The organism is Delftia sp. ASV31, assembly GCF_016428765.1.
Taxonomy (GTDB): Bacteria; Pseudomonadota; Gammaproteobacteria; order Burkholderiales; family Burkholderiaceae_C; genus Comamonas; species Comamonas acidovorans.
In genome coordinates this window covers 98,233-114,860 of sequence record NZ_JAELTK010000007.1, presented here as the reverse complement: position 1 = coordinate 114,860, position 16,628 = coordinate 98,233, and the positions used below count along the sequence as shown (strand labels likewise).

The following is a 16,628-nucleotide window of genomic DNA, read 5'->3' as shown; positions in this document are numbered from 1 at the left end:
CCGGCAGGTGGAGCGCTTTCTGACACAGGCATTCAAGGCCTTGCTGGCCCAGGTGGACCTGCCCCGCGCGGCGGCGGATCTGTTGTCGGGCCTGACCAGGGATGGCCGCCACCAGGCCGTGCTGGACGATGTGCTGGCCCGCGTCAGCGGCGTGCTGCGCGAGGCCGAGACCCATGTGCTGATCGCCCAGACCATCGTGCTGTGGCTCAAGCGCGAGCATCCGCTCAAGGAAAAGATGCTGCCCACGGACTGGCTCAGCGACAAGGGCGCCAGCGCCATTGCGGGCGCGCTCGACAGCCTGCTGCAGGACATTGCCAGCAATCCCGAGCACCACATGCGCAAGGCCTTCGACGCCTCCGTGGACCGGCTGGTCACGCGGCTGCAGTCCGACCCCGCCATGTCCGAGCGCGCCGAGCGGCTGCGCCACTACCTGCTGCACGACGAGAAGCTGGCCGGCTACCTGCGGGCGCTGTGGCTGGGCCTGCGCGCCAAGCTGCAGGCGGACCTGGCCAACGAGCATTCGCAGGTGGCGCGCAAGACCGCCGCCATGGGCCGCTGGCTGGGCCAGTCGCTGGCGCACGACGAGGCGCTGCGCAGTTCCATGAACGAGCGCCTCAAGCGCTGGGCCCAGGCGCTGGCGCCCGATGTCTCGCAGTTCCTGGCCCAGCACATCGCCGATACCGTGCGGCGCTGGGATGCGCGCGAGCTGTCCGAGCTGATCGAGCTGCACATCGGCAAGGACCTGCAGTACATCCGCATCAACGGCACCGTGGTCGGCGGTGCCGTGGGGCTGGTGCTGTTCCTGGTCTCCAATGCGGGGCGGATGTGGGCCTGATCACTGGCCGGCCGGCTGGTCCCGTCCCCACAGCGCAATCACGCGCACATAGGCCAGCTCGGCCAGCAGCTCCACCAGCGTCTGCGTGACGATGACGGCCGGCAGCACGGGAATGGCGCCAGGCACGGCCAGGGCCAGCGGCAGCACGACCAGCGAATTGCGCGTGCCCGCGCTGAACGCGACCGCTCGGCCTGCGGGCGCTGGAAGCCGGAAGGCGCGCGCCACCAGCCAGCCCAGGGCGGGCGCTGCCACCGCAAAGGCCGCATAGACGGGCACCATGCTCCAGGCTGCCTGCGTTGCCGGGCCCAGTTGGGGCAGCACGGAGGCGATCACCACGAACAGCACCAGCGCGGTGGCCGGCACGGGCAGCAGGCCCAGCCATGCCGAGGCGCTGGCGCCGCGCCGGCTGCGGGCCGCCCACAGCTGCGTGGCAGCGGCCAGGGCCAGCGGCACGGCGATCAGCCACACGAACGCATGCAGGAAAGGCCCCGCCTGGACCAGCCGCGCCGCATCGTCACCCAGGAACAGGCCCAGGTAGCCGGGCAGGGCCAGCATCTGCGCGATCAGCAGGGCCGGCGTGGCTGCCAGCAGCAGGCGCGCGTCAGCACGTCCCAGGTGGGAGAAGGTGACCACGTAGTCGATGCAGGGCGCCAGCAGCACCAGCAGCGCGCCCAGGCGCAGCAGGGGGTCGGCGGGCAGGAACTGCAGCAGGGCCCAGACCAGCACCGGCACCACGATGAAGTTGGCCGTCATCAGCGCGGCCAGGAAGCGCACCTGGCCGAAGGCGCGCCGCAGCTCGGCCACGGGCACCTGCAAGAAGGTCACGTACAGCATCAGCGCCAGCGCGGGGTTGATGGCACGCTCCAGCACGCCCGTGCCGGGCAGCGCCCAGGCGGCGGCCGCGGCCAGGGCCACGGCGGCGAAGTAGATGGGGATCTGGCGCTGTTCGAGCGCGTCTCGGGTGTCTTGCATTCGGGGCGCCGGGTGCGGCAGAGGCGGCAGGTGCGGCAATGGGTACGGGGTGCCTAGTATGGCAACGGTGCGGCCAGCCGCTGTCTCGAATTCCCTGCACTCGGCCCGACAGGCTCAGCCGGGCGATGCCGCGCCCAGCACCTTGTAGAGGTAGGAGCGCGAGATGCCCAGCTCCTGCGCGGCCAGCTTCTTGTTGCCGCCGCAGCGTGCGATGGCGTCGAGGATGGCGTTGCGCTCCTGGTCCTTGAGCGGGGCCACGGCGCCGGTGGAGGGCATGCCGGGCTCGGCGGCGGGCGAAGGTCGTGCGCCGGCCAGCGGGTCCTCGTGGCGCGCGAAGTTGTCCACGCCCAGCAGGTGGCCGTCGCAGAACACCAGGGCCTCTTCCACGCGCTGGCGCAGCTGGCGCACATTGCCGGGCCAGGCCTGGCGGGCCAGGTAGGGCATGACGCCGGGCGCGATGCGCGGCAGCGCAATGCCGTTGCGCTCGCAGAACGACTGGGCAAAGCGCTGCACCAGGGCCGGGATGTCCTCCAGGCGCTGGCGCAGGGCGGGCACATGCAGCACCACGCCGCTGAGGCGGTAGAACAGGTCCAGCCGGAAGCGGCCGCTGTCGATGAGGCCGCGCAGGTCGCGGTGCGTGGCGGCCACGATGCGGAAGTTCACCTGCCGGCCGCTGTGCGCGCCCAGGCGCTGCACCTGGCGGTCCTCCAGCACGCGCAGCAGCTTGACCTGGATCTCCATGGGAATGTCGGCCACTTCGTCGAGGAAGAGCGTGCCGCCCTCGGCCTGCTCCAGCTTGCCGGGCTGTCCCTGCCTGCGCCCGCCCGTGAAGGCGCCGGCCTCGTAGCCGAACAGCTCGGACTCGATCAGCGTGGCCGGCAGGGCCGCGAGGTTGAGGCTGACCAGGGGCGCGTCGGCATCGCGCCCGCGCGCATGCAGGGCCTGGGCCACCAGTTCCTTGCCGCTGCCGCTCTCGCCCAGGATGAGCACGGGCACGTCCAGCCGCGCCACGGCGTCGATCTCGCGGGCCAGCCTTTGCATGGGGGCGCTGGCGCCCACCATCTGCGCCGTGGGCGTGCCGCCGCGCAACTGGCTCAGTTCGCGCTTGTAGTGCTGCACCTCGTCATGCAGCTGGTTCAGCCGCTGCTGCATGCGGTTGAGTGCCTCCACGCCGCTGAAGCTGACCTGGCCCACGGCGCCCACCACGGCGCCGCCCTCGTAGACCGGCATGCGGTTGACGATGCGGCTCACGCCCGGCCCCAGCTGCTGCAGGTCGCCGATCTCGGCCCGGCCGCTGCGCACCACGTGGGGCAGGCGCGAGTTGGGGATCACGTCCTCGGCGCGCCGGCCTGCGGCCGTGCCGGGCGCCAGGCCGAAGAACTTCTCGTGCACGGGGCTGATGTAGCGCATCAGCCCTTCATGGTCGGCCACCGTGATCGCCTGGTACGGGTTGGTCAGGAACATGTTGAGGATGGCGAAGGCGAAGGGCACGCTGGCCACCATGTCGAACAGCGCCGCCGCCTCGTCGGCCGGGCGCAGCAGGGCGACCTCGCCCTCGGCATCGGCCAGCACCACGGCCACATGGCGGGCCACCGTGCCGCGCGGGCCCGGCGTTTCCACGTGCAGCAACTGGCCATGGCCGATGGGGTTGTGCCCGTCGCCGTGCGCGCGGGCCAGGGCCTCGGTGACGGCTGCATGCAGCAGCGGCTCCTGCGCCAGGCCCAGCCGCGCCACGGGCTCTGGCGAGTCGCGTCGCCAGACGAGAACGCCGAATCGGTGGTCGGGGGAGCTGGGCATGGGCATGGCGGGCAGTGGCTGGGGTGAACGCACTCTAGCGGCGCGCAGGCCACGGGTCTGTCCCCGTGGTGTCTCCATTGAAGACAGTGCCCAACCCGTGTCTTCGAGGCTGTCCTTGATGTGGACACGCGAAGGTCGATTGTGGAAAAAATTCTTTGAATTCAACGCACTGCGTTCTGGCACGCCTTGTGCATCTCTACATGCACAAGGAGACACGACGACATGAGCTGGCAACCCGAAGTGGACGAGATCGCATACCGCCGCGCACTGGCGGCCAAACTGGGCGGAGAGGACAAGGTGGCGCGGCACAAGGCCGCCGGCAAGCTCACGGTGCGCGAGCGCATCGATGCCTGCACGGACGCGCAGTCCTTCGTGGAGGTGGGCTCGCTCACCGGCTCGGGCCAGTACGACGGCCTGGGCAGGCTGACGGACTTCACGCCCTCCAACCTCATCATGGGCCGGGCGCGCGTGGGCGGGCGGCCCGTGGTCGTGGTGGGCGACGATTTCACGGTGCGCGGCGGCGCCAACGACGGCGCCGTGGGCGACAAGCTGATCTTTGCCGAGAAGATGGCGCACGACCTGCGCCTGCCCATGGTGCGCCTGGTGGACGGCACGGGCGGCGGCGGCTCGGTGCGCAACATCGAGACCAAGGGCTACACCAGCGTGCCCACCATGAAGGTCTGGAGCCAGGTGGTGCAGAACCTGTCCACCGTGCCCGTGGTCTCGCTGGCCCTGGGCTCGGTGGCCGGCATGGGCGCGGCGCGCGTGGCCTCCAGCCATTACTCGGTGATGGTCAAGGAGACCGCCCAGCTGTTCAATGCCGGCCCGCCCGTGGTGGCGCGCATCGGCCAGAACGTGACCAAGAACGAGTTGGGCGGCAGCCAGGTGCACACGCGCAACGGCGTGGTCGATGACGAGGTAGCCACCGAGCAGGAGGCCTTCGAGCGCGTGCGCCGCTTCCTGTCCTACCTGCCATCGTCGGTGTACGAGCTGCCTGCGCGCACCGCGCCGCAGGACGATCCGCGGCGGCGCGACGAATGGCTGCTGTCGGCCATTCCGCGTGATGGCCGCAAGGTCTACAAGATCCGGCCCATCGTCGAATGCCTGGTCGATGAGGGCTCCTTCCTGGAGACGGGCCGCCACTGGGGACGGGCCATCGTCACGGGGCTGGCGCGCATCGACGGCTGGCCCGTGGCCGTGGTGGCCAGCGACCCGTACTTCTACGGCGGCGGCTGGGACGGCCCCTCGGCCGAGAAGTTCACGCGCTTCGTGGACATGGCCCAGACCTTCCACCTGCCCGTGGTCAACCTGGCGGACATCGCGGGCTTCCAGATCGGCGTGGAGGCCGAGAAGGCCGGCGTCATGCGCTACGGCGTGCGCGCCCTGGCCGCCGTCTACCAGGCCACCGTGCCCTGGTGCAGCATCCTCATCCGCCGCGCCTACGGCGTGGCGGCGGCCGGCCACCAGCACATGGGCCGCTTCAACTTCCGCTATGCCTGGCCCTCGGCCAACTGGGGCTCGCTGCCCATCGAGGGCGGGCTGGAGGTGGCCTACAAGGCCGAGATCGAAGGCGCCGACGACCCCGTGCAAAAGCGCGCCGAGATCGAGCAGCGCGTGCGCAGCCTGACCTCGCCCTTCCGCACGGCCGAGGCCTTCGGCATCGACGAGGTGATCGATCCGCGCGACACGCGCGCCCTGCTCAGCGAATTCGTGGAACTGGCCGCGCCGCTGCGCGAGGCCGGAGCGCCGCAGTTCGGCCTGCGGCCCTGAACGCATAAAAACCCAAGGAGACAAAGCAATGGCAACCAGACAACCGAGCGCGCCCTCGCGCCGCACCGCCCTGGCCCTGTGCCTGGCGCCGTGCCTGACCCTGTGCGCCGCGACGGCGGCCCAGGCCCAGGCCCCCCAGGAGGACAAATGGCCCACGCGCCCCGTGCGCATCGTGGTCGGCTTTCCTGCAGGCTCGTTCACCGACACCATTGCACGTGCGCTGTCCGAGCCGCTGAGCAAGTCGCTGGGCCAGCCCGTGGTGGTGGAGAACAAGCCCGGCGCCAACGGCGCCATCGGCGTGGGCGAGGTGGCGCGCGCCGCGCCCGACGGCTACACCCTGCTGGTCACCAACTCCAGCAGCATCACCATCAACCCCCAGATCTACAAGAAGATCACCTACCGCGCCAAGGACTTCGCGCCCATCACCATGGTGCTGGATGCGCCCTTCATCCTCACCGTCAACCCCGAGTGGGCGCAGAAGCACCAGATCCGCTCGGCCAAGGACGTGATCGCCTTCGCCAAGGGCCATCCCGACAAGCTCAGCTACGGCTCTGCCGGCCCCGGCAACATCGCCCACCTGGCCTATGCGGCCTGGAGCAACCGCACGGGCGTGAAGACCACGCATGTGCCCTACAAGAGCGCATCGCAGGCGCAGATGGCCGTGCTCAGCGGCGAGCTGGACACGCAGTTCGACACCTGGAGCGCGCTGCCCCACATCGCCAGCGGCAAGCTCGTGGCGCTGGCCGTCACCGCACCCCGGCGCATGCAGCAACTGCCCGAGGTGCCCACCATGGCCGAGGCCGGCTATGCCGATTTCGACGTCACCTTCTGGGCCGGCCTGCTGGCGCCCGCGGGCACGCCGCCGGCCATCGTCAACCGGCTCTACGAGGCCTCCAGGGGCGTGCTGCAGGACGCCCGCATCCGCGCCGTGCTCAGCAGCCAGGGCGAGCCCGTGATGATGCCGCCCGCGCCGTTCGGCCAGCGCATCGCCAAGGAAGTGGCCGACTGGGGCCAAGTCATCCAGCGCGAAGCCTTGTCTTTGGATTGATGAGGTACGCATGTCTCTGTTGCAAGCACTGAACCCCCGCTCGGTCGCCATCCTCGGCGCATCCGACAACCCCATCAAGGCCGGTGGCCGGCCCATCGACTACCTGCGGCGCCATGGTTTCCCAGGCCGCATCCTGCCCATCAATCCCAAGCGCGCCGAGGTCCAGGGCCTGGCCGCCTACCCCTCGCTGCGCGCGCTGCCCGAGACGCCCGACGCCGTGGTCATCAGCCTGCCCGGCGAGGACGTGGCCGCCGCCATCGACGACTGCGTGGCCGTGGGCGCGCGCCTGGCCGTGATCTATTCCTCGGGCTTTGCGGAGCTGGGCGAGGAGGGTCGCCGGCAGCAGGCCGACCTGGTGGCGCGGGCGGGCCGGGCGCCAGGCGGCGGGCTGCGCCTGTTCGGCCCCAACTGCCAGGGCGTGGCCAACTTCGCCACGGGCGCCATCCTCAACTTCTCGACCATGATCAACGAGAACGCGCCGGCCGACGGCCCCGTGGCCATCGTCAGCCAGAGCGGCGCGGGCGCGGCCATTCTCTACGGCGGCCTGCGCCGCGCGGGCATCGGCGTGCGCTACATGCTGTCCACGGGCAACGAGGCCGATGTCTGCGCAGCCGAGGCCGTGCGCGCCGTGGTCGAGGACGAAGGCATCCGCCTGGTCGTGCTCTACATCGAGACGCTGCGGCAAAGCGCCTGGCTGGCCGAGGCCGCGCGCCTGGCGCATGCGCGCGGCGTCACCATCCTGGCCGTGAAGGCCGGCCGCACGCGCGCAGGCCAGGCCACGGCCAGCTCGCACACGGGCGCGCTGGCGGCCGAGGACGCGCTGGCCGATGCCTTCCTGCGCCAGCACGGCATACCGCGCCTGGCCGACTTCCGCGAGCTGATCGACTACGCGCCGCTGTTCCTGTCCCAGCCTGCGCCGCGCGGTCGCCGCGTGGTCAGCATCAGCAATTCGGGCGCCACCTGCGTGCTGTCGGCCGACGCGGCCGAGGAATACGGACTGGCCCTGGAGCCGTTCGATGCCGCCACGCTGGATGGCCTGTCCCAGGCCCTGCCGTCCTATGTCACGGCGCGCAATCCCATCGACATGACCACGGCCCTGCTGGGCAGGCCGCAGACCTTTGGCGACACGCTGCGGGCCTTGTCGGGCAGCGGTGCGGCGGACCTCGTTCACGTGGGCTTCCCGATCGGCGGCGAGGGCTATGACTTCGCCGACTTCGCGGGCCAGGCCAGCCGCTTTGCGCGCGACACCGGCGTGCCCATTGCGGTCAGCGTCAACCAGGACTGGGTGGCCCAGGCCTTCCAGGACCAGGGCGTGCCCACCTTCTGGAGCGAACGCGCCGCCATGCGCGGCCTGGCGCTGCTGGCCGAGCAGGCCGGTGGCAGGCAGGCACAGGCGCCGTCTGCCGAGGCATCGGTGCCGGTGGCGGCCTCCCGCTCCATCACGCTGGTTACGCTGGACGAGCCCTCCAGCCTGTCCGAACTCGCCCGCGCCGACCTGCCGGTGATGCGCCATCTGGTCTGCAGGAGCGAGGACGAGGTGCGCGCCGCCATCGAGTCCCTGCCACGGCCCCTGGTGGCCAAGGGCGTGTCCGCCGATCTCTCGCACAAGTCCGAGCATGGCCTGGTGCGGCTCAACATCCGCGAGGCGGAGCAGGCGCTGCAGGCCTTTGGCGACTTCGCCGCCACGCTGGCCCGCCTGGGCGCGGCCGATGGCGGCCTGCTGCTGGGCGCCCAGCACAGGGCCGACTTCGAGCTGGCGCTGGGTGCCCATGTGGATGCCGAGTTCGGCGTGGTGGTCATGGTCGGCCAGGGCGGTGTGCTGGTGGAGGCGCTCAGGGACGTGCAGTTCCTCGTGGCTCCCTTCAGTGCGCGGCAGGCGCTGGATGCCCTTGCGCGCCTGGCCATCGCCCCGGCCTTTGGGGCCGTGCGCGGCATGCCTGCCGTGGAGCTGGACGCCGTGGCCGCCATGATGGTGCGGCTGGGCGACTGGATGCTGGCCCAGGGCGGGCGCGTGCAGTCGGTCGATGCCAATCCCGTGCTCGTGGCGCGCGGCGCGCAGGCGCCGGTCATCGTCGATGCGGTGGTGGCCGTGGCCGCCGCGCCAGCGGCGTCCTCGGAGGCGGCATGAGCGGCGCCCCGCACCCCATCCGCCGCGTGCTGGTCGCCAACCGGGGCGCCGTGGCCGCGCGCGTGATCCGCACGCTGCGGCGCATGGGCCTTGAATCCGTGGCCGTGTACTCCGAGGCCGATGCCGGCCTGCCCTATGTGCGCGCTGCCGACCAGTCCGTGTGCATAGGCCCTGCGCCCGCCGCGCAAAGCTATCTGGACCAGGCGCGGCTGCTGCAGGTGGCGCGCGAGACGGGGGCCGATGCCGTGCACCCGGGCTACGGCTTTCTCTCCGAGAACGCGGACTTCGCCGAGGCCGTGCAGCGCCAGGGCCTGTGCTTCATCGGCCCCTCGCTGCACTGGATACGCACGCTGGGCCACAAGACCCAGGCGCGGGCCTTCATGGCCGCCCAGGGCATGCCGCAGGCGGCCAGCTCGGCCGTGCTGCACAGCCTGCAGGAGGCGCAGGCGGAGGCGGCGCGCATCGGCTTTCCCGTGCTGGTCAAACCCGCAGGCGGGGGCGGCGGCATCGGCATGCTGCCCGCGCACGATGCACCGCAGCTGGAGGGCGCCTGGTCCAAGGCCAGCGGCATTGCCGCCAAGTACTTCGGCACGGCCGAGCTGTACCTGGAAAAGCTGATCGAGGCGCCGCGCCACATCGAGTTCCAGGTGCTGGCCGACCGCCATGGCGAGGTGCGCGTGCTGTTCGAGCGCGACTGCTCGGTGCAGCGCCGCCACCAGAAGGTGGTGGAAGAGGCCCGCCCCGCAGGCATTCCCGCGCAGGCCCTGGCCGACATGCGGCAATTGCTGGCCGGCCTGCTGGCGCGCACGGGCTATGACGTGATCGGCACCGTGGAGATGCTCTACACGCCGCAGCACGGCTTTGTCTTCCTGGAGATGAACACGCGGCTGCAGGTCGAGCATGCGGTGACCGAGGAGATCACGGGCATTGACATCGTCGAGGCCCAGATCCGCCTGGCCGCCGGCGAGCGCATGCGGGAGGTGCTGCCCGCCGAACCCGTGGCCCGCGGCCATGCCATCGAGGCGCGCATCTATGCCGAAGACCCCGTGCGCTTCCTGCCCTCGCCAGGGCGCCTGGACCGCTTCGAGATGCCCCAGGGCGAAGGCCTGCGCGTGGAGACCGGCTATGCCCAGGGCTGCAGCGTCACGCCCTTCTACGACCCCATGGTCGCCAAGCTCGTGGCCCATGGCAGCGACCGCGCCCAGGCCATCGCGCGGCTGCGCCAGGCACTGGCGCAGACCCGCATCGAGGGCGTGAAAACCAACATCCCCTTCATCGAACGCATCCTGGGCCACGCCGATTTCCTGGACCTGCGCATCGACACCGGCATCGCCCAGCGCGTGCTGTCCCACCTTTGAAAGCCCTACCCATGACCACCACCCCGAACATGATCACAAGCCCCATCGCCGGCCTCGTGGCCGCTGTGGAAGCCGCCGAAGGCGGCACCGTCGCCCTGGGCGACACCCTCATCATCGTGGAGTCCATGAAGATGGAGATTCCCGTGGAAAGCGAGGTGGCAGGCGTCGTGCGCCGCATGCTCGTGGCCGTGGGCGAGCCGGTGGCCGAAGGCCAGGCAATTGCGGAGATCGGATGAACGCCGTTGGAATTTCCACCGCCCCGGACCTGGAGGCCGCCGCGCTGGCGCGCGGCTACTTCGGCATCGACGTGCCCTTCATGTCCCATATCGGCCTGGAGCCCGTGAGCCTGGCGCCCGGCCTGGCGCGCACGCGGCTGCCCATGCGCCCGCACCTGGCCAACAGCCGGGGGCATGGCCATGGCGGCGCGCTGATGAGCGCGCTGGACTTCACGCTGAGCGCGGCCGCGCGCTCGTCCAACCCGCTGGGGCTGGGCGTGGTGACCATCGAGATGAGCACGCATTTCCTCGCCTCGGCCACCACCGACCTGCTGATCGAGGCCCGCGTGCTGCGCGCAGGCGCGCGCACCGTGTTCTGCGAGGGCAATGTGCTGGACAGCGCGGGCCAGGCCGTGTGCACGGCGCGGGCCGTGTTCAAGCTGATCGCGCTGTAGCCTGGCTTCAGGCGCCTTCGCCTTCGGGCGCCGGCGGCAGCAGGTGCTGGCCGATCTGCTGCCAGGCCTTGGCCGCGTCATGCTGGCCGCCGAACATGTGGCAGCTGGCCGCCGTCATGGCCAGGCGGCCGTTTTCGGGTTCCAGGTCGAACGCCAGCTCGCATTGCGCGGCGGCGTTGCGCCACATCACCACGGCGTCTGGCGATTCTTCCTTTTGCAGCGCATGGGCTTCGGCCATCCAGGCCTGGGCCAGGCGAAACGCGCCCTCGGCCTGGTCGGGGTCGGCCTTGTGGGCCAGGTAGAAGTGCTTGCCGGCCTGCTGCCACAGCGCCCGGGCCTGGGCGAAATCCTGGGTGGCGGCCCGCTGTGCCTGGGCCACCAGGGCATTGCCTTCGGCCAGCAGCGTTGCGTAGGAGGAGGGGGCGTCTTGCGTCATGGGGCGCCATTGTGCCGCCGCTCCGGTGCCTGTGTTCAGGCCGGGGAATCGCGCTGCGGGCTCGGGCTGTCGGGCAGTTCCAGGCCGATGCGCGTGAAGCCGCCTTCGGACTCGGCAAAGCAGCGCCCGCCATGCATGCGCGCGATGGCGGCCACGATGGCCAGGCCCAGGCCATGGTTGCGGTCGGCCTGGCTGCGCGCGGCGTCGGCCCGGTAGAAGCGGTCGAACAGGCGCGGCAGGTCGGCGGGGGCTATGGTCGGGCCCCGGTTGAGCACCGCCAGCGCCACATCACCGGCGCCGCCGTGGTGGGCACAGGGCCGTGCGCCTATCTGCACGGTGATGGTGGAGCCGCGCTGTGCATAGCGTGTGGCATTGCCCAGCAGGTTGGACAGCGCCCGGCGCAGCAGCCGCGCATCGACCTCGGCGGCCGCGTCGCCCTGGACGACGACCTGCAGGTCGGCCTCCTGCAGCGCGGCCTCGTGGAAGTCGATGACCTCATGGGCCAGCGCGGCCAGGCTGGCCCAGGGCGCCAGGCGCGCGCCCTGGCCCCGGTCGGCCTGGGAGAGAAACAGCATGTCGGCCACGATGCCGGCCATGCGCCGCAGGTCCTCCAGGTTGGAGGCCAGCACCTCGCGCAGCTCGGCCTCGCTGCGCGGCTTGCGCAGGGCCAGCTCGCAGCTGCTGATCAGCGTGGTCAGCGGCGTGTTCAGCTCATGGGCCACGTCGGCATTGAAGGCCTCCATCTGCCGGTAGGCCACGGCCAGCCGTTCCAGCAAGGCGTTGAATTGCGCGATCAGCGGGCGCAACTCCTGCGGCTGGCCGCTGTCGTCCAGGCGTCGCTGCAGGTCCTGGGCCGACAGCTTGCGCGTCTGCTCGGTCAGTTCGCGCAGCGGCGCCAGGCCCAGGCGCACCAGCCAGATGCCGGTCAACGACACCAGCAGTGCGCCGCCCACGGCAGCCAGGGCCAGCGTCCAGGCCAGCAGGGACAGCTGCCGGTCATCGTCGGCGCGGTCCAGGGTGAGCTGGGCCTGTGCATGCTGGCCACTGTCGGCCAGCACCACCTCGAAGCTGCGCTGCAGCGTGCGGCCCGGCGTCTTGGGAATGCGCAGGCGCTCGTAGATCACGCGGCCCTGCAGGTCGGTGATGCGCAGCGACATCTCGTCCAGGCCCGTGAGAAAGTCGTCCAGCATGTGGGCCAGACCGGCCTCGTTGTGGGCGCTGCGGCTTTCCGTCATCAGGTGCAGCACGGCCTGCTGCTTGAGGTCCAGCGTCTCGTGCTGGTGCTGCTCCAGCGTCATCGAGGCCACCCCGTAGACGGCCGCGCACACCAGGCCCAGGCCCAGCATGGTCTGCAGCGCCAGCCAGCGCGACAGGCGCCGGCCCAGGTGGGGAATGTCGGCGGCGGGAGGTGCGGCAGGGGCGGCGCTCACGGTGCGCGCGACTCCAGCACGTAGCCCATGCCGCGCACCGTGTGCAGCAGCGGCTGCTCGAAGGGCTGGTCCAGCTTCAGGCGCAGGCGGCGCACGGCCACCTCGACCACGTTGGTCTCGCTGTCGAAGTTCATGTCCCAGACCTGGGAGGCCAGCTCGGTGCGCGACAGCACCTCGCCCTGGCGGCGCAGCAGCAGGCTCAGCAGGTTGAATTCCTTGGCCGTGAGGTCCAGGCGCTGGCCGGCGCGCGTGGCGCGTCGGCGGATCAGGTCCAGCTCCAGGTCGGCCATGCGCAGCATGGTGGCCTCGGCCGCCGGATGCGCCGTGCCGACACTGCGGCGCAGCAGCACATGCATGCGCGCCACCAGTTCGGAGAAGGCAAAGGGCTTGACCAGGTAGTCGTCGGCGCCGCCCTGCAGGCCGCGCACGCGGTCCTCCACCTGGCCGCGCGCCGTCAGCATCAGCACCGGCGTCTGGCGCGACTGGCGCAGCGCCGCCAGCACGGCCAGGCCGTCGATGCCGGGCAGCATGCCGTCGAGCACGATGAGGTCGTAGGCCAGCTCGGTAGCCAGGTGCAGGCCGTCGATGCCGTCGTGCGCGACGTCGACCACGAACCCCTCCTCGGTCAGGCCCTTGCGGAGGTAGTCGGCCAGCTTGATTTCGTCTTCGATGACCAGGACTTTCATGCCGAGCATTGTCGGGGAAGGGCATGGTTTGCCAAGATGACAAATTTGTCATGTGCCCGACAGCCACAGGTCGCCGCACGGCCCTAGACTCGCCGGCTTGGGGGAGTCGTGGTTGTGGGCAAACGCCATGCACGACAATCCCGCACCTGCCCCATGCCCTCCTCCATGACCCGGCCCCGTCTCGCCGCCCTCGCCGTCCTCGTGATCGCGCTGCTGTTCCAGTGGAGCTGGATGGCGGCCGCTGCACTGTGCCGGCACGACGGGCATGAGACCCGGCACTTCGGCCACCATGTCCACGGCGTGAGCCTGCATGGCATGGGCGCCGAGCGCCATGCCAACGCAGATCCGGGCGCTGGCGCCGAACCGGGGCAACCGGCAAAGAAGTCGGACCAGGGCCAGCCGTCGTCGCTCAGCGTCGATTGCTCCATGTGCCATGCCTGGGTGGCCGTCGCCACCCACTACGCCAAGGCCGCGCCGGTGGCGCCTCCCCCCATGCCATTTGCCGAGCCGCTGCGCCGCCATGCCTCGGCCGTGCTGCTGCGCCCCGATCGGCCCCGCTGGCAGGGCTGACGCCCCCTGCAGCCGCCGGCCGGGCATGGCCCTGTTTCTGCCCCGGACCGGCATTCCCCTGAAATCCCCTCGCGCTCAGCGGCCATGGGCCGTGCGCGCCCGCCGCAGCGGCCTGACCGGCTGATGAACGGTCAGGCCTGACCTGCGCGCGGGCAAGGAGTCCGTGTATGTCTTTCCCTTCGTCCTTTCCGTCGAGGACGGCTTCCCACGCACCATGGAGCGCCTGGCCCGGGCCGCGTGCCCTGCTGGTGATGGCCGTGCTGACCGCTTGCGGCGCCGTGCAGGCGGGCGAGCCTGCCGATGCGGCTGCGCCATCTGCAGCCGCTGTTTCCGAGTCCACACCGGCCGGCCCGCCGCTGGATCTGCAGCAGGCCCTGGCCCTGGCGCTGGACGGCAACCCCGGCCTGCGTGCGGCCCGCCGTGCGCTGGAGGCCAGCGATGGCGCCGTGCTCCAAAGCCGTGCCCGGCCCAACCCCGAGCTGGCCTGGTCGCAGGAGGACACGCGCCGCAGCACCCGCACGCTGACCGTGCAGCTGAACCAGACCCTGGAAGTGGGCGGCAAGCGCGAGGCCCGCATGCGCGTGGCCGAGCGCGGGCGCGACCTGGCGCAGGCCGAGCTGGCGGGGGCCGAGGCTGCGCTGCGCGCCGACGTGGGCACCGCCTTCTTCGGCGTGCTGGCTGCGCAGCAGCGCGTGGTCCTGGCCGGGCAGACGCTGGAGATCGCCAGCAGCGCGCGCGAGGCCGCAGCCCGCCGCGTGGCCGCCGGCAAGGTGGCGCCGCTGGAGGAAACCCGGGCCCGCGTGGCCGAATCCGGCGCCCGCCTGGAACAGGCCCAGGCCCGCTCGGGCCTGCGCGTGGCGCGCGGCCAGTTGCAGGCGCTGTGGGGCGAGCGAGTGCGCCCCTTCGGCCAGGCCGAGGGCGCGGTGGACGCCCTGCCCCAGCTGCCTGAGCTGGCAGCCCTGCAGCAGCGCATCGAACAGGCTCCCGCCGTGCTGCGTGCGCGCCAGGCGCTGGAGCAAAGCCGCGCCACGGCCGACCTGGAGCGTGCGCGGCGCCTGCCCGATCCCACCGTCAGCCTGGGCGTCAAGCGCGCCACCGAGGTCGGGCGCAACCAGCTCGTGGTCGGCGTCTCCGTGCCCCTGCCCGTGCTCGACAGCAACCGGGGCAACCAGCTGCAGGCCCTGCGCCTGGCCGACCAGGCCGAGGAGCAGTTGCTGGCCACGCGCGTTCAGCTGCAGGCCCAGCTGTTCGAGGCGCGCGAGCTGCTGCAGGCCAGCCGCGAGCAGGCGCGCCAGCTGGCCGAGGAGGTGCTGCCCACGGCGCGCACGGCCTACGAGCTGGCCTCGCGCGGGTTTGCGCTGGGCAAGTTCGGCTACCTCGACGTGCTGGACGCACAACGCACCTGGTCCGAGGCGCGCAGCCAGTACCTGGACCAGCTGCTGGCCACCCACCGCGCCGCCGCCGACATCGACCGCCTGCTGGGCACCGAATCCGGCCTCTGATTCCGATAGCAACCTGATTGCATCCAGACCATGAACACCAAGCCCTCCTCCTCCCCCCTCGGACCGCGCCGCACCCTTGTGGCCATTGCCGTCATCCTGGCCCTGGGCGCGCTGGCCGCCACGCTGATCCTGCGCAGCGGCACGCCGGGCGCTGCCAAGGCCGACAGCCATGGCCACGGCCACAGCGAGGCCGCAGGCCATGCCGATGGCGAGCACCACGGTGCAGCCGCAGCCGATGGCCACAAGCACGATGAAGGCCATGCCGACGATGAACACCATGAAGACTCCAAGGCGGAAAAAGCCGAGGCCAGGCCTGCCGCCCAACCTGCCGCCCAACCTGCCGCCAAACCGGCTGCAGAAGCCGGCCATGGCGACGACGAAGGCCTGATCGCCATGGACGCCCAGCGCATGCAGGCGGCCGGCGTGCGCTTGGCCGAGGCCGGTCCGGCCACCGTGCGCTCCGTGCTGCAGCTGCCCGGGGAGATCCGCTTCAATGAAGACCGCACGGCCCACGTCGTGCCGCGCGTGGCCGGCATTGCCGAGAGCGTTCCCGCCAACCTGGGCCAGAACGTGAAGAAGGGCCAGCTGCTGGCCGTGCTCAGCAGCGCCGCCGTGTCCGAGCAGCGCAGCGAACTGCTGGCCGCCAGCAAGCGCCTGGAGCTGGCCCGCACCACCTACGCACGTGAAAAGCAGCTGTGGGAGGAAAAGGTCTCGGCCGAGCAGGACTACCTGCAGGCGCGCCAGGCGCTGCGCGAGGCCGAGATCGCCGTCTCCAACGCCCAGCAGAAGCTGGCCGCCACGGGCGCCGGTGCCGGCGGTGGTGCGGGCGGGCTCAACCGCTTCGAACTGCGCGCGCCGTTTGACGGCGTGATCGTGGAAAAGCACCTGTCCGTGGGCGAGGCCGTGCAGGACACCACCCAGGTCTTCACCATCTCCGACCTGCGCAGCGTCTGGGCCGAGATGCGCGTGGCCGCGCCCGACCTGCCCGCCGTGCGCGTGGGCGAGAAGGCCACGGTGCGCGCCACGGCCTTCGACTCCTCGGCCACGGGCGAGGTGGCCTATGTGGGCGCACTGATCGGCCAGGACACGCGCACGGCCCCCGCGCGCATCACCCTGCCCAACCCCGACGGCGTGTGGCGCCCGGGCCTGTTCGTGAACGTGGAGCTGACGGCATCGTCCCGGCAGGCGCCTCTGGCCGTGGCCACGCAGGCGCTGCAGAAGATGGAGCAGCAGACCGTGGTCTTCGTGCCCGTGCAGGGGGGCTTTCGCGCCCAGCCCGTGCGCGTGGGCCGCGCCGACGGCAAGACCACCGAGGTGCTGGAAGGCCTGAAACCCGGCCAATCCTACGTGGCCGAGGGCAGCTTCATGCTCAAGGCCGAGCTGGGCAAGGCCACGGCCGAGCACTCCCATTGATGCGGGCATGAAC

The 16,628-nt window shown here is 71.3% G+C and carries 15 protein-coding genes; 10 read left to right on the top strand and 5 right to left on the bottom strand.

Annotated features, from left to right (window positions below; genetic code table 11):
* Positions 1–835: DUF445 domain-containing protein (locus JHD82_RS04615; protein ID WP_199135548.1), on the top strand; the 835-nt coding region annotated here is incomplete at its 5' end.
* Here the strand turns inward: JHD82_RS04615 and JHD82_RS04610 are convergent.
* Together JHD82_RS04610 and JHD82_RS04605 are read right to left on the bottom strand one after the other, a co-directional pair.
* Positions 836–1,807 (bottom strand): arsenic resistance protein, encoded by a 972-nt coding sequence (locus JHD82_RS04610; RefSeq protein WP_199135547.1) that lies wholly within the window; start codon positions 1,805–1,807, stop codon positions 836–838.
* 114 nt (positions 1,808–1,921) lie between these two features.
* Positions 1,922–3,604 (bottom strand): sigma-54-dependent Fis family transcriptional regulator, encoded by a 1,683-nt coding sequence (locus JHD82_RS04605; RefSeq protein ID WP_199135546.1) that lies wholly within the window; start codon positions 3,602–3,604, stop codon positions 1,922–1,924.
* Positions 3,605–3,826: 222 nt separating this feature from the next.
* Here JHD82_RS04605 and JHD82_RS04600 point away from each other — a divergent pair, with 222 nt between their 5' ends.
* From JHD82_RS04600 to JHD82_RS04575, 6 genes are read left to right on the top strand one after another with little or no spacing between them, the layout of a single operon-like run.
* Positions 3,827–5,374, top strand: coding sequence for an acyl-CoA carboxylase subunit beta (locus tag JHD82_RS04600; RefSeq protein ID WP_199135545.1), 1,548 nt, complete (start codon positions 3,827–3,829; stop codon positions 5,372–5,374).
* Between the two features lie 28 nt (positions 5,375–5,402).
* Positions 5,403–6,422, top strand: coding sequence for a tripartite tricarboxylate transporter substrate binding protein (locus JHD82_RS04595; RefSeq protein WP_199135544.1), 1,020 nt, complete (start codon positions 5,403–5,405; stop codon positions 6,420–6,422).
* A gap of 10 nt (positions 6,423–6,432) precedes the next feature.
* Positions 6,433–8,550 (top strand): acetate--CoA ligase family protein, encoded by a 2,118-nt coding sequence (locus tag JHD82_RS04590; RefSeq protein WP_199135543.1) that lies wholly within the window; start codon positions 6,433–6,435, stop codon positions 8,548–8,550.
* On the top strand, positions 8,547–9,908 hold the full coding sequence (locus JHD82_RS04585; protein WP_199135542.1) for an acetyl/propionyl/methylcrotonyl-CoA carboxylase subunit alpha: 1,362 nt from the start codon (positions 8,547–8,549) through the stop codon (positions 9,906–9,908). Before JHD82_RS04590 ends, JHD82_RS04585 begins: the two co-directional genes overlap by 4 nt.
* 11 nt (positions 9,909–9,919) lie before the next feature.
* Positions 9,920–10,144 carry an acetyl-CoA carboxylase biotin carboxyl carrier protein subunit gene (locus tag JHD82_RS04580; protein ID WP_012203026.1) on the top strand — a complete coding sequence of 75 codons (225 nt, stop codon included), beginning with the start codon at positions 9,920–9,922 and terminating at the stop codon, positions 10,142–10,144.
* Positions 10,141–10,578, top strand: a complete 438-nt coding sequence (locus JHD82_RS04575; RefSeq protein ID WP_012203025.1) for a PaaI family thioesterase — start codon at positions 10,141–10,143, stop codon at positions 10,576–10,578. Before JHD82_RS04580 ends, JHD82_RS04575 begins: the two co-directional genes overlap by 4 nt.
* 7 nt (positions 10,579–10,585) lie before the next feature.
* Here JHD82_RS04575 and JHD82_RS04570 read toward each other — a convergent pair whose 3' ends face one another.
* Genes JHD82_RS04570 through JHD82_RS04560 form a run of 3 tightly spaced genes read right to left on the bottom strand, consistent with a single transcriptional unit; the run spans position 10,586 to position 13,130 of the window.
* Positions 10,586–11,014 carry a hypothetical protein gene (locus tag JHD82_RS04570; protein ID WP_012203024.1) on the bottom strand — a complete coding sequence of 143 codons (429 nt, stop codon included), beginning with the start codon at positions 11,012–11,014 and terminating at the stop codon, positions 10,586–10,588.
* Between the two features lie 35 nt (positions 11,015–11,049).
* Entirely contained in the window at positions 11,050–12,444 is a 1,395-nt protein-coding gene (locus JHD82_RS04565) for a heavy metal sensor histidine kinase (protein ID WP_199135541.1), read from the bottom strand.
* Complete coding sequence (locus JHD82_RS04560) at positions 12,441–13,130, bottom strand: heavy metal response regulator transcription factor (RefSeq protein ID WP_169807217.1); 690 nt, start codon at positions 13,128–13,130, stop codon at positions 12,441–12,443. The genes JHD82_RS04565 and JHD82_RS04560 overlap by 4 nt, the downstream gene beginning before the upstream one ends.
* 165 nt (positions 13,131–13,295) lie before the next feature.
* On the opposite strand from JHD82_RS04560, the gene JHD82_RS04555 reads away from it, so the two are divergent.
* From JHD82_RS04555 to JHD82_RS04545, 3 genes are all read left to right on the top strand, one after another.
* Positions 13,296–13,700, top strand: coding sequence for a hypothetical protein (locus tag JHD82_RS04555; protein WP_043780713.1), 405 nt, complete (start codon positions 13,296–13,298; stop codon positions 13,698–13,700).
* 167 nt (positions 13,701–13,867) lie between these two features.
* The gene (locus JHD82_RS04550) at positions 13,868–15,202 is read left to right on the top strand and encodes a TolC family protein (protein WP_034390009.1); all 1,335 of its coding nucleotides are present in this window, start codon (positions 13,868–13,870) and stop codon (positions 15,200–15,202) included.
* Positions 15,203–15,232: 30 nt separating this feature from the next.
* Positions 15,233–16,615, top strand: a complete 1,383-nt coding sequence (locus tag JHD82_RS04545; RefSeq protein WP_199135540.1) for an efflux RND transporter periplasmic adaptor subunit — start codon at positions 15,233–15,235, stop codon at positions 16,613–16,615.
* Positions 16,616–16,628 lie beyond the last annotated feature (13 nt).

Coding starts and splice junctions, on each gene's coding strand:
- JHD82_RS04610 (WP_199135547.1), bottom strand. CDS start 1,807: ATGCAAGACACCCGAGACGCGCTCGAACAGCGCCAGATCCCCATCTAC.
- JHD82_RS04605 (WP_199135546.1), bottom strand. CDS start 3,604: ATGCCCAGCTCCCCCGACCACCGATTCGGCGTTCTCGTCTGGCGACGC.
- JHD82_RS04600 (WP_199135545.1), top strand. CDS start 3,827: ATGAGCTGGCAACCCGAAGTGGACGAGATCGCATACCGCCGCGCACTG.
- JHD82_RS04595 (WP_199135544.1), top strand. CDS start 5,403: ATGGCAACCAGACAACCGAGCGCGCCCTCGCGCCGCACCGCCCTGGCC.
- JHD82_RS04590 (WP_199135543.1), top strand. CDS start 6,433: ATGTCTCTGTTGCAAGCACTGAACCCCCGCTCGGTCGCCATCCTCGGC.
- JHD82_RS04585 (WP_199135542.1), top strand. CDS start 8,547: ATGAGCGGCGCCCCGCACCCCATCCGCCGCGTGCTGGTCGCCAACCGG.
- JHD82_RS04580 (WP_012203026.1), top strand. CDS start 9,920: ATGACCACCACCCCGAACATGATCACAAGCCCCATCGCCGGCCTCGTG.
- JHD82_RS04575 (WP_012203025.1), top strand. CDS start 10,141: ATGAACGCCGTTGGAATTTCCACCGCCCCGGACCTGGAGGCCGCCGCG.
- JHD82_RS04570 (WP_012203024.1), bottom strand. CDS start 11,014: ATGACGCAAGACGCCCCCTCCTCCTACGCAACGCTGCTGGCCGAAGGC.
- JHD82_RS04560 (WP_169807217.1), bottom strand. CDS start 13,130: ATGAAAGTCCTGGTCATCGAAGACGAAATCAAGCTGGCCGACTACCTC.
- JHD82_RS04555 (WP_043780713.1), top strand. CDS start 13,296: ATGACCCGGCCCCGTCTCGCCGCCCTCGCCGTCCTCGTGATCGCGCTG.
- JHD82_RS04550 (WP_034390009.1), top strand. CDS start 13,868: ATGTCTTTCCCTTCGTCCTTTCCGTCGAGGACGGCTTCCCACGCACCA.
- JHD82_RS04545 (WP_199135540.1), top strand. CDS start 15,233: ATGAACACCAAGCCCTCCTCCTCCCCCCTCGGACCGCGCCGCACCCTT.